The following is a 12,474-nucleotide window of genomic DNA, read 5'->3' on the forward strand; positions in this document are numbered from 1 at the left end:
TTTATACTCTTCGAAAATCTCTTCAAACCACGTCAGCTTCCATCTGCAACCTCAAAACAGTGTTTTGAGCTGACTTCGTCAGTTCTATCTACAACCTCAAAGCAGTGCTTTGAGCAACCTGCGGCTAGCTTCCTAGTTTGCTCTTTGATTTTCATTGAGTATAAATTAGCCATAAAGAAAACCTATCACAGAGATAGATATCATATAATGGCGTAAATTCTCTTTTTCTGTTAAAATTATAAGGTATTCTATTTTGGAGGAAATGATATGAAAAAAATCGTTAAATACTCATCTCTTGCTGCCCTAGGGCTTGTTGCTGCAGGTGTGTTAGCAGCTTGCTCAGGTGGTGCTAAGAAAGAAGGAGAAGCAGCTAGCAAGAAAGAAATCATCGTTGCAACCAATGGCTCGCCAAAACCATTTATCTATGAAGAAAATGGCGAATTGACTGGTTACGAGATTGAAGTGGTTCGCGCTATCTTTAAAGATTCTGACAAATATGATGTCAAGTTTGAGAAGACAGAGTGGTCAGGAGTCTTTGCTGGTCTTGACGCTGACCGTTACAATATGGCTGTCAACAATCTTAGCTACACTAAAGAACGTGCGGAGAAATACCTCTATGCTGCACCAATTGCCCAAAACCCTAATGTCCTTGTCGTGAAGAAAGACGACTCTAGCATCAAGTCTCTCGCTGATATCGGTGGAAAATCGACGGAAGTCGTTCAAGCCACTACATCAGCTAAGCAGTTAGAAGCATACAACGCTGAACATCCGGACAACCCAACTATCCTTAACTATACTAAGGCAGACTTCCAACAAATCATGGTACGTTTGAGCGATGGACAATTTGACTATAAGATTTTTGATAAAATCGGTGTTGAAACAGTTATCAAGAACCAAGGTTTGGACAACTTGAAAGTTATCGAACTTCCAAGCGACCAACAACCGTACGTTTACCCACTTCTTGCCAAAGGTCAAGACGAGTTGAAATCATTTGTGGACAAACGCATTAAAGAACTCTACAAAGATGGCACGCTTGAAAAATTGTCTAAACAATTCTTCGGAGACACTTACCTACCGGCAGAAGCTGATATTAAATAATTTCTTGAAATCATCCATTCTGAGTAAGATGGGTGATTTCTCAGTTCTTAGGGATATAGTTTTAAACTATATATCTGATTATCTAATAACAATTTGTGCAATTGAACAAAGTATGAGATACTAGTACGGTATTATTTTTAAGGAGAAAGAATCATGAAAATTAAAAAATGGCTTGGCCTAGCAGCCCTTGCTACAGTCGCAGGTTTGGCTCTTGTCGCTTGTGGAAACTCAGAAAAGAAAGCAGACAATGCAACAACTATCAAAATCGCAACTGTTAACCGTAGCGGTTCTGAAGAGGCGCGTTGGGATAAGGTCCAAGAATTGGTTAAAAAAGACGGAATTACCTTGGAATTTACAGAGTTCACAGATTACTCACAACCAAACAAGGCAACTGCTGATGGCGAAGTAGACTTGAACGCTTTCCAACACTATAACTTCTTGAACAACTGGAACAAAGAAAACGGAAAAGACCTTGTAGCGATTGCAGATACTTACATCTCTCCAATTCGCCTTTACTCAGGTTTGAATGGAAGTGACAACAAGTACACTAAAGTAGAAGACATCCCAGCAAACGGAGAAATCGCTGTACCAAACGATGCTACAAACGAAAGCCGTGCGCTTTACTTGCTTCAATCAGCTGGCTTGATTAAATTGGATGTTTCTGGAACTGCTCTTGCAACAGTTGCCAACATCAAAGAAAATCCAAAGAACTTGAAAATCACTGAATTGGACGCTAGCCAAACAGCACGTTCATTGTCATCAGTTGATGCTGCTGTTGTAAACAATACCTTTGTTACAGAAGCAAAATTGGACTACAAGAAAGCACTTTTCAAAGAACAAGCTGATGAAAACTCAAAACAATGGTACAACATCATCGTTGCGAAAAAAGATTGGGAAACATCACCTAAGGCTGATGCTATCAAGAAAGTGATCGCAGCTTACCACACAGATGACGTGAAAAAAGTTATCGAAGAAACATCAGACGGTTTGGATCAACCAGTTTGGTAATAAGAAACAGGGAGGTGGGAGAGAAAATTCCACCTCTTGCTTTTGTATAGAGCATGGATTGTCAGGAAGAGTAGTTCATAGAAAGGTAGAGAGAATATGGTTTTTCCTAGCGAACAAGAACAGATAGAAAAATTTGAAAAGGATCATGTAGCCCAGCATTATTTTGAGGTTTTGCGTACCTTGATTTCTAAGAAATCAGTCTTTGCCCAGCAGGTTGGGCTCAAGGAAGTCGCAAACTACCTGGGTGAGATTTTCAAGCGTGTGGGGGCTGAAGTGGAGATTGATGAGACTTATACGGCGCCTTTTGTCATGGCACATTTCAAGAGTTCGCGTCCAGATGCCAAGACCTTGATTTTCTATAACCACTATGACACTGTGCCAGCGGACGGAGATCAAGTGTGGACAGAGGATCCCTTTACGCTTTCGGTGCGCAATGGTTTCATGTATGGGCGTGGGGTTGACGATGATAAGGGTCATATCACAGCTCGTTTGAGTGCTTTGAGAAAATATATGCAGAACCATGATGACCTGCCTGTCAATATCAGTTTTATCATGGAGGGAGCGGAGGAATCGGCTTCAACAGACCTAGATAAGTATTTGGAAAAGCATGCGGACAAACTTCGTGGGGCGGATTTGTTGGTCTGGGAACAAGGAACCAAAAATGCCTTGGAACAGCTGGAAATTTCTGGTGGAAATAAGGGGATTGTGACCTTTGATGCCAAGGTAAAAAGTGCGGATGTCGATATCCATTCTAGTTATGGTGGGGTTGTGGAATCAGCTCCTTGGTATCTCCTCCAAGCCTTACAGTCTCTTCGTGCTGCGGATGGCCGTATCTTGGTTGAAGGTTTGTACGAAGAAGTACAAGAGCCAAATGAACGAGAATTGGCCTTGGTGGACACTTACGCTCAACGAAATCCAGGGGAAATCAGCCAGATTTATGGTTTGGAATTGCCTCTCTTACAAGAGGATCGAGCAGCCTTTCTAAAACGATTCTTTTTCGAGCCAGCTCTTAATATCGAAGGGATCCAGTCAGGTTATCAAGGACAAGGAGTCAAAACGATTTTGCCTGCAGAAGCCAGCGCTAAGCTAGAGGTTCGTCTGGTTCCGGGCCTAGAACCGCATGATGTTCTGGAAAAAATTCGGAAACAGCTAGACAAAAATGGCTTTGATAAGGTAGAATTATACTATACCTTGGGAGAGACGAGTTATCGAAGCGATATGAGCGCACCAGCCATTCTCAATGTAATCGAGTTGGCCAAGAAATTCTATCCACAGGGCGTTTCAGTCTTGCCGACGACAGCTGGGACAGGGCCTATGCATACGGTCTTTGATGCCCTAGAGGTGCCAATGGTGGCCTTCGGTCTAGGAAATGCCAACAGCCGAGACCACGGTGGAGATGAAAATGTGCGAATCGCCGATTATTACACCCATATTGAATTAGTAGAGGAGCTGATTAGAAGCTATGAGTAGAGATATTATCAAGTTAGATCAGATCGATGTGACTTTTCATCAAAAGAAGAGAACCATCACAGCGGTCAAGGATGTGACCATTCACATCCAAGAAGGGGATATCTACGGAATCGTTGGATATTCTGGAGCAGGGAAATCAACCCTCGTACGGGTGATTAACCTCTTGCAAAAGCCATCTGCAGGGAAAATTACCATTGATGACGATGTGATTTTTGATGGCAAGGTCACCTTGACGGCAGAGCAGTTGCGTCGTAAACGTCAGGATATCGGAATGATTTTCCAGCATTTTAACCTCATGAGCCAAAAGACAGCAGAGGAGAATGTAGCCTTTGCCCTCAAACACTCTGGACTCAGCAAGGAAGAAAAGAAGGCTAAAGTTGCTAAGTTGCTGGACTTGGTCGGCTTGACAGACCGTGCTGAAAACTACCCTTCACAACTATCTGGAGGGCAAAAACAGCGTGTGGCCATTGCGCGTGCCTTGGCAAATGATCCAAAAATCTTGATTTCAGACGAGTCAACTTCTGCCCTTGACCCTAAGACAACCAAGCAGATTTTGGCCTTGTTGCAAGATTTGAACCAAAAATTAGGCTTGACAGTTATCTTGATTACGCATGAAATGCAGATTGTCAAAGACATTGCCAACCGTGTAGCAGTTATGCAGGACGGACATTTGATTGAAGAGGGTAGTGTCCTTGAAATCTTCTCAGACCCTAAACAACCTTTGACTCAAGACTTTATCTCAACAGCCACAGGTATTGACGAAGCCATGGTCAAAATCGAGAAGCAAGAAATCGTGGAATACTTGTCTGAAAATAGCATTTTGGTACAGCTCAAGTATGCAGGTGCTTCAACAGACGAGCCACTTTTGAATGAATTGTATAAGCATTACCAAGTAACGGCTAATATCCTCTATGGAAATATCGAAATTCTCGATGGTACTCCTGTTGGAGAATTAGTTGTGGTCTTGTCAGGTGAAAAAGCAGCGTTGGCAGGTGCCCAAGAAGCCATTCGTCAAGCAGGCGTACAGCTAAAAGTATTGAAGGGAGGACAGTAAGATGGAATCATTGATTCAAACCTATTTGCCAAATGTCTATAAAATGGGCTGGGCTGGTCAAGCAGGCTGGGGAACAGCTATTTACCTAACCCTCTATATGACAGTTCTTTCCTTCATCATCGGAGGGCTCTTGGGACTGGTTGCAGGGCTTTTCCTTGTCTTGACAGCTCCAGGTGGGGTCTTGGAAAATAAAGTTGTTTTCTGGATTTTGGATAAAATCACCTCTATTTTCCGTGCGGTTCCATTTATCATTCTCTTGGCAGTCTTGTCACCCTTCTCTCATCTAATCGTAGGAACAAGCATTGGTCCAAATGCGGCTATCGTACCGCTATCTTTTGCAGTCTTTGCCTTCTTTGCCCGTCAGGTGCAGGTTGTCTTGGCTGAGCTAGATGGTGGTGTTATTGAGGCGGCTCAAGCGAGCGGAGCGACATTCTGGGACATCGTGGGTGTCTACCTATCAGAAGGTCTTCCAGATTTGATCCGTGTGACGACTGTAACCTTGATTTCACTAGTCGGTGAAACAGCTATGGCCGGTGCGGTTGGAGCTGGTGGTATCGGTAACGTAGCTATCGCTTATGGATTTAACCGCTACAATCACGATGTGACCATCTTGGCAACTATCATTATCATTTTGATTATCTTTGCAATCCAATTCTTGGGAGATTTCCTGACCAAGAAATTAAGTCATAAATAAAAAAGGCTCCATAAGATCTATAGGGGATTTACCCACTACAAATATTATAGAGCCAAATAAAAAAGAGCCGCGTGGCTCTTTTTTAGTAATCAGATTTTCTGTGCAAATTTTTTACTCAAGGCTTGCCCAATCAAGGTACCAACTAGGGCTCCGATGACAATACTTGCGATAAATAGAAGGACGGTTCCAGGATTTAGCGCGACCATGATACGGTCGATATATTCTTGTGATTTTCCTCTTGCTAGAAGGGTAGCCATATAGGCTTGGGGCGCAATCCACATAAGCAAGATTGGTCCTGTTGTACTAAAGGCAAAAATAAGGAAAGAAAGGAAGTTCTTTGTTTGGTCCTTGTATTTTCCGAGGTTAGCTACTCCATCTGCTAGGAGGCCACAGATAATTCCAGGAAGGAAGGCACCAGCACCGTGTTTAGTTCCCAAGAAAAAGAGAGCAATAACAAGGCCGATAGTGGTAATGGCTCCAAAGCGCGGAACTTTTGCGACTAGGATCATATAGACGTTACCGCCGACAAGGGCAGTAAAGGCAGGCGCATAAAACATGTTTCCAGTTTGGTCAAAGAGATTGCCCAAAAGGACACCAATCCCCATGCAGAGGAAGTAAAGAACTGCAAAAAGCAGTGTAGTTAAGATAGATTTCTTCATGAATTGTCTCCTGATCATTTTTTCACAATTCTCATTTTACCATGGTTTGGTGGGATTGTAAATGGATAGTAGAAGTTTTTGAAAACGCTTGAAATATGATATAATGGTTTCATAGTTATTTTTAGGAGGGTATCATGGGGAGATTTTTAGACTTTGTCTTTAATCGTTTCTTTTTAGGGATGATTGCGACAGCCTTCTTTTGGCTATTAACTTTAGCAGGAGGGATTATCCTTGGTCTAGCGCCGGCTAGTGCCACCTTGATGAGCTTGTATGCAGAACATGGTTATAGCTTTCGGGAATACAGTTTGAAGGAGGCTTGGCCTCTTTATAAGCAAAATTTTGTCTCAAGCAACCTGATTTTCTATAGCTTTTTAGGAGTGGATTTAGTTTTGGTCTATGGCTTGTATCTCTTGGTTCAATTGCCTCATCAGACCATCGTTCATTTGATTGCGACCTTTTTTAATGTTCTAGTAGTTGCCCTGATCTTTTTGGCTTATACAGTATCTTTGAAATTACAAGTTTATTTTGACTTGTCTTATCGAAATAGTCTCAAACTATCCTTGATTGGCATCTTTATGAGTCTAGCAGCTGTGGCCAAGGTTCTCCTTGGAACCGTGCTACTTGTGGCAATTGGTTACTATATGCCTGCCCTGCTATTTTTTGTAGGAATTGGGATGTGGCATTTCTTTATCAGTGATATGTTGGAACCGGTCTATGAAAGTATTCATGAAAAATTGGCGACAAAGTAGGATGAAACAGTTTTGGCTACATACGCTTCTGCGAACCTACAGTTCAGTTATGATCATTATTATTGCGAGTTTTGCAATCTTACTCTCCTATGCTGACTGGGATTCACGGGAAAAGGAAGCCCAGAGAGTAGCCCAGCGTGTAACTGCTAGAACAGTGAGTGAAATTGAATATTACCATAGAGAGTCAACCCAAATAGCTCAGGCTTTAGTTGAAAATCAAGCTCGTATTGAGGGAATCTATAAATACTTTAGCCTTAGCATGCCAGACTATTTTTACTGGCAATTAGAGCGGAAAGCTTCGCCTTATGTATCGGTCTCTCTGCATGAAAATGTTGATGACCTCTATGTTCGAAATGATTTTGTAACTGGGGTGGCCATTGCTTTTCAAGATTACAAGGAAGTCTATGTTTCTACTAAAGACAAACGTAGTGGAGAAAAAATCAGGGCTGAGGATTTCAAACCAGCAGGAAATAGTTTTGCCATTCCGGTGTCAGATCCAGTGTCAGATCAAGACTTAGGAGTGATTTACATCTCCTTGGATCCTGCTGTTTTATACCATGCCATTGATAATACTAGAGGTCATACTCCGATGGCAGTAACAGTGACCTCACCTTTTGATACGGAGATTTTTCATATTGGTGAAACAGTTGATAAGGAGAGTGAAAATTGGCTAGTTGGCTTAACTTCTCATGGTTATCAGGTTCAGGTGGCAGTTCCCAAAAACTTTGTTTTACAAGGAACGGTGACCAGCTCTGCTTTGATTGTGGGCTTGAGCCTTCTCTTTATTGTCATTCTCTATCTGACGTTGAGGCAGACCTTTGCTAATTACCAAAAGCAGGTAGTGGATTTGGTGGATTCCATCCAAGCTATTGCCCAAGGGGAAGAAGGTCTTCGCATTGACACACTTGAAAAGGATCAGGAATTGCTCCTAATCGCAGAGACTACTAATGATATGTTGGATCGTTTGGAAAAGAATATCCATGATATTTATCAGTTAGAGCTTAGTCAAAAAGATGCCAATATGCGGGCCTTGCAGGCGCAAATAAACCCTCACTTTATGTACAATACTCTGGAGTTCTTGCGCATGTATGCAGTTATGCAGAGTCAAGATGAGTTGGCGGATATCATTTATGAATTCAGTAGTCTCTTGCGGAACAATATTTCCGACGAAAGAGAAACTCTTCTCAAACAGGAATTAGAATTTTGCCGTAAATACAGCTATCTCTGCATGGTTCGCTATCCCAAGTCCATTGCCTATGGTTTCAAGATAGATCCAGAGTTAGAGAATATGAAGATTCCCAAGTTTACCTTGCAACCGCTGGTAGAAAACTATTTCGCGCATGGTGTTGACCACAGGCGGACAGATAATGTGATTAGCATCAAGGCTCTTAAACAGGATGGGTTTGTGGAAATTTTGGTGGTCGATAATGGTAGAGGAATGTCGGCTGCAAAGTTGGCAAATATCCGAGAAAAATTAAGTCAGAAATATTTTGAACACCAAGCCAGCTACAGTGATCAAAGGCAGTCTATCGGGATTGTCAATGTACACGAGCGTTTTGTGCTCTATTTTGGAGACCGCTATGCCATTACTATAGAGTCTGCAGAGCAAGCCGGTGTTCAGTATCGTATTACAATTCAAGATGAGTAGAAAGGGAGAAAATGTATAAAGTATTATTAGTAGATGATGAGTACATGGTGACAGAAGGTCTGAAGCGTTTGATTCCCTTTGATAAGTGGGATATGGAGGTCGTCGCAACAGCCAGTCATGCCGATGAAGCTCTAGAATATGTTCAGGAAAATCCTGTCGATGTCATCATTTCCGATGTCAATATGCCAGACAAAACAGGGCTTGATATGATTCGGGAGATGAAAGAGATCTTACCAGATGCTGCCTATATCCTGCTCTCAGGTTACCAGGAGTTTGATTATGTAAAAAGAGCAATGAACCTTAGTGTGGTGGACTATTTGGTCAAGCCTGTTGATAAGGTAGAACTGGGAAATCTGCTGGAGAAGATTGCAGGTCAGCTCGGCGAGAGAGGGAAGAAAAGTCAGACTCTTAGTCAAGAATTAGACGAGGCTGGATTTGTTAGTTATTTAGGGGATAAGGAGAATTGGTGGATAGGTCTATCCAAGGAAAAACAAGGTTCCTTCACCATTCCCTACTATGTCTTGGGTCAAGACTGGCAGATTTTCATTTCTGACCAACCCCTAGATGGTTTAGTCGTTACACCTTTTGAAGCTCCTTATCAAGAACACTTTGAACGCTGGAAGCTGAATGCTGAGAAAACCCTCTTTTACGGTTCTGTAAATTTGCAGCAGTCTGAGAGTCTCTTTGCCTATTACGAACCAATTTATAGGGTTATCATTCAGGGAAATCTCAATCAAATCGTAGAAGAGTTAAATCTCTTGGAGAAGGTAGTTCTTGAAAATACACCGCGTGTTCCGATTACCAAACAGCTTTTTATCCAGTTTGTCATGGATGTTTTCCACTTGTTTGAACATCTAAAAGCTGATGATATGACGGATATTGTCAAAACCATTCATGCTATTCAATCCTTCGATGAATTGGTTTCTTATATCAAGGAAACTCTGACCAGCTTTTTCGGTCAATACCGTATGAATGAAAATGTGGTCAGTGTGTTGGAAGTCATTGGTCGTGATTACCAAAAAGAGCTTTCCCTCAAGGATATCAGTAAGGCCCTCTTTATCAATCCTGTCTATCTAGGGCAGTTGATTAAGCGAGAAACCGATTCGACCTTTACAGAGTTACTAAACAAACAACGTATTAAGGCTGCCCAGCAGCTCTTGCTTTCAACCAGTGACAGTATCGAAGATATTTGTTATGCTGTTGGTTACAGTAACCTTGGATATTTCTATAAAGTGTTCCGAAAATTGTGCGGAAAATCGCCAAAAGCCTACCGAAAACAGGTAGAAACGATACTGTAAGATTTGTATTCCTTTACAAAATGTGCTATAATAAAAATAATATTATTAGGAGGTTCTATCATGAAAAAGAAACCGATTTATCTATGGGTCTTGCTAATCTTGTCTGCCCTTATTTCAGCTATGTCTCTGTTTGGAATGTTGAGTCCCTTACCTAGCAAAGAAGCCCTTCGTGCTGCTCAGAAACAAGTTGCAGGGGTCAGTGCTCAGCAATTAGAAGACCAGCTTAATTACAACTATGGAGTAGCAGAAGCGTATCATTCTATTTTTAATATGGCCCTGATTGTGCTATCTGTTATTTTAGTGGTCGTAGCGATTGTCTTCCTTATTCGTAAGAATTTACAATATGCAAACTATACTTACGTTGGCTATGTTTTGTTAGCTATTATCGGTTCGATTTATGGCTATGTTGGTTTACAGGACGCTGTGCAGTTGGTTCAAGATGAAAGCATGCGTTTGACAATGAGTATTGGTTCAAAAGCTGTTAGCATTTTCTATATCGTCATCAATGTTCTCTTCCTAGCCCTTGTCTTCTATAAGATGTGGCGACAACAGAAAGCCTTGGCAGAAGAAGAGGAAGCAGAAAATCTTGCCTAAGTATTGACAAAAAAGAACTATCAAGATACAATCTTGGTAGTTCTTTTTCGATTAAAAATAAAATCATGGAGGAAAATATGAAGACAATTTCTTTAGTTTATATTAGTTTGAGTGGCAACACTGAAAGTTTTGTGACGCGCTTGAAAGACTATCTCTTGTCCCAGTACAAAGGGATTGAGGTTCAAAAGATTCATATCAAGGATTTGGTCAAGGAAGGTCACGATTTCTATGAAATGGACCATCCCTATGTCGCTTTTTTGCCGACCTACCTCGAAGGTGGGAATGGCGTTGATAACGGAGATGTCGAGATCTTGACGACACCCGTTGGGGATTTTATCGCCTATGGTGACAATGCTAGTAAGTGTTTTGGCGTAGTTGGTTCAGGAAATCGTAACTTTAATAACCAATACTGCCTGACAGCTAAGCAATACAGTCAACGTTTTGGTTTCCCTGTCTTGGCTGACTTTGAAATGCGAGGCATGCTGGAAGATATCAAACATGTCGCAGCTATTATCGCAGATTTGTATGAGTTGGAAAAGGAGAATTAAAGTCAATATAAGAGGCACTTGGGATTTTTCAACTGTTTTTTGAGTATAAACAGTCTTTGAGAATGTAAAAAAGCATAAGCTCAGGTATTCAAAACCTTGTTCTTATGCTTTTTATCATAGAAATATTTGCTGCATTTTCTCTTGAAATGAAACCTTATACTCAATGAAAATNNACGTGGTTTGAATTTGATTTGCGAAGAGTATTATCTTCATCTCGCGCTTGTCCCTTACCCTGCTTTTCCGATTGCGAGTGCATAGATAAAGAAGATGGCGAAGCCAAAGAGGAAAATCAATCCTGCAATAGCAAGGTGTTTGAGCCAAGAAGGAAGATGTTTGTTTTCACGCGTTACCAAGGCGTAGTTTAAAAGAGCGAAGAATGGTGTTGTCAGGAAAGAACCAATCATGGCAAAGCGGAGCATGGTTGAAACCTGACCAGCGAAGAACTTGATAATGACGATACCGATGATAGCAGTGATGGTCATCCAGATGTTCAAAGATTTACGATTGTCTTCTTTTTGACTGATTAGCAGTCGGAGAGATTCCTGATTGACGCGAGAATAGCCATCGATAACAGTGATAACTGTTCCAAAGATACACAGGAAGGCAATAAAGGTAATCAAGTAACGGGACCATTCGCCAAGAACAGAGGCATACATGCCCACGAATTGAGAGATGTATTTGGCTGAAGCAGCTTCAACTGCTTGCCCTGTAGGATATTGAATCAATGCTCCCAGTGCTACAAAGAACACAGCTAGGATGGCTGTTCCAATGTAACCAACGTTAAAGTCAAATAGAGCGTCCTCTGTGTTAAAGTTGACGGTCTTTTTCTTTTCAGCAGACCAAAGTGAATTGATAGCTGAAATTTCAATAGGAGCCGGCATCCATCCTAGGAGGGAGACGATGAAGGGCAGAGCTGCCATTTGCCAAGGTGTCTTCTCGACAAAATCAGAACTGTATTCGGGATGCTTGACCGCCGCAATGATAACTGCAAGAACAGTCGCAATGGTCAAAGCAGACATAATCCATTTGACCATGCCGTCTAAAAGTTTGTAGCCTCCAAAGAGTAGCATAGCCCAAATGATTGCAACGAGAATGAGGGACCACTGAGTAATGCTAAGTCCAATCATTGGGAAGGCACTGGCGATGATAGCTGAGCACAGAATGGCAACACCAGCCGTGTTGACCATAGCCGAAAAGACATTTAGGATAAAGAAAATCCAGAGATAGAGTTTTCCTTTTTCGGCATAACCTTCAACCAAAGTCTTTCCAGTATCAGCTGTGTATTCAGCACCAAAACGGAAAAATGGATATTTAAAGACATTGGCTAAGATGACCAAGAGAAGTAGAGACCAACCGTAAGAACCGCCAGCTTGAGTGGAAGATACAATGTGGGAACCTCCAACAGCGGCAGTTGCCATTAGGATTCCAGGTCCCATTGCTTTTAGCTTGCTTGCCCAGGTTGATTGATTTAAGGAAATAGCTTGCGACATGATAAATACTCCTTTTTGAATTTTCAGAATAATCTGGATATGTAACCTATATTCTACAAAAAATTTTGGAAAAATGCAAGAATGTTTTGAAAAAAGATAGAAAATTACAGAAAATTTACAAAGAAGATCTGAAAATAACTGCTATGATAGTAATACTCTTCGAA

Annotated in this window: 12 protein-coding genes; 10 read left to right on the plus strand and 2 right to left on the minus strand. The window is 41.5% G+C overall.

Annotated elements, in window-relative coordinates; genetic code table 11:
* Positions 1-267: 267 nt before the first annotated feature.
* The 5 genes from HT721_RS02845 (at position 268) to HT721_RS02865 (ending at position 5,324) form a co-directional block, all read left to right on the plus strand.
* Positions 268-1,098, plus strand: coding sequence for an amino acid ABC transporter substrate-binding protein (locus HT721_RS02845; RefSeq protein WP_173228862.1), 831 nt, complete (start codon positions 268-270; stop codon positions 1,096-1,098).
* 153 nt (positions 1,099-1,251) lie between these two features.
* Positions 1,252-2,106 carry a MetQ/NlpA family ABC transporter substrate-binding protein gene (locus HT721_RS02850; RefSeq protein WP_050235347.1) on the plus strand — a complete coding sequence of 285 codons (855 nt, stop codon included), beginning with the start codon at positions 1,252-1,254 and terminating at the stop codon, positions 2,104-2,106.
* Positions 2,107-2,202: 96 nt separating this feature from the next.
* Positions 2,203-3,576 carry a M20/M25/M40 family metallo-hydrolase gene (locus HT721_RS02855; RefSeq protein ID WP_173213265.1) on the plus strand — a complete coding sequence of 458 codons (1,374 nt, stop codon included), beginning with the start codon at positions 2,203-2,205 and terminating at the stop codon, positions 3,574-3,576.
* Positions 3,569-4,630 carry a methionine ABC transporter ATP-binding protein gene (locus HT721_RS02860; protein ID WP_173213267.1) on the plus strand — a complete coding sequence of 354 codons (1,062 nt, stop codon included), beginning with the start codon at positions 3,569-3,571 and terminating at the stop codon, positions 4,628-4,630. Before HT721_RS02855 ends, HT721_RS02860 begins: the two co-directional genes overlap by 8 nt.
* 1 nt (position 4,631) lies before the next feature.
* Entirely contained in the window at positions 4,632-5,324 is a 693-nt protein-coding gene (locus HT721_RS02865; protein ID WP_000444652.1) for a methionine ABC transporter permease, read from the plus strand.
* A gap of 89 nt (positions 5,325-5,413) precedes the next feature.
* On the opposite strand, the gene HT721_RS02870 is transcribed toward HT721_RS02865, so the two are convergent.
* Positions 5,414-5,983, minus strand: a complete 570-nt coding sequence (locus tag HT721_RS02870; RefSeq protein WP_173213269.1) for an MptD family putative ECF transporter S component — start codon at positions 5,981-5,983, stop codon at positions 5,414-5,416.
* Between the two features lie 134 nt (positions 5,984-6,117).
* Between HT721_RS02870 and HT721_RS02875 the strand changes: the two genes are divergently transcribed.
* The 5 genes from HT721_RS02875 (at position 6,118) to nrdI (ending at position 10,820) form a co-directional block, all read left to right on the plus strand.
* Positions 6,118-6,732: a DUF624 domain-containing protein gene (locus HT721_RS02875; protein WP_112444529.1), complete on the plus strand. Its 615-nt coding sequence runs from the start codon at positions 6,118-6,120 to the stop codon at positions 6,730-6,732.
* Complete coding sequence (locus HT721_RS02880; protein WP_138704588.1) at positions 6,710-8,380, plus strand: sensor histidine kinase; 1,671 nt, start codon at positions 6,710-6,712, stop codon at positions 8,378-8,380. Before HT721_RS02875 ends, HT721_RS02880 begins: the two co-directional genes overlap by 23 nt.
* Positions 8,381-8,391: 11 nt before the next feature.
* Positions 8,392-9,678: a response regulator transcription factor gene (locus HT721_RS02885; protein WP_138704589.1), complete on the plus strand. Its 1,287-nt coding sequence runs from the start codon at positions 8,392-8,394 to the stop codon at positions 9,676-9,678.
* Between the two features lie 60 nt (positions 9,679-9,738).
* Entirely contained in the window at positions 9,739-10,272 is a 534-nt protein-coding gene (locus HT721_RS02890) for an ABC transporter permease (protein WP_171035921.1), read from the plus strand.
* 77 nt (positions 10,273-10,349) lie between these two features.
* A complete protein-coding gene (gene nrdI / locus HT721_RS02895; RefSeq protein WP_054367909.1) occupies positions 10,350-10,820 on the plus strand; it encodes a class Ib ribonucleoside-diphosphate reductase assembly flavoprotein NrdI in 471 nt (156 codons plus the stop codon).
* A 227-nt stretch (positions 10,821-11,047) separates the two neighbouring features.
* Here nrdI and HT721_RS02900 read toward each other — a convergent pair whose 3' ends face one another.
* Entirely contained in the window at positions 11,048-12,310 is a 1,263-nt protein-coding gene (locus HT721_RS02900; RefSeq protein WP_138704591.1) for an NRAMP family divalent metal transporter, read from the minus strand.
* Positions 12,311-12,474: the final 164 nt, after the last annotated feature.

The sequence above is a fragment of the Streptococcus sp. 4094 genome, from assembly GCF_013277125.1.
Classification (GTDB): domain Bacteria; phylum Bacillota; class Bacilli; order Lactobacillales; family Streptococcaceae; genus Streptococcus.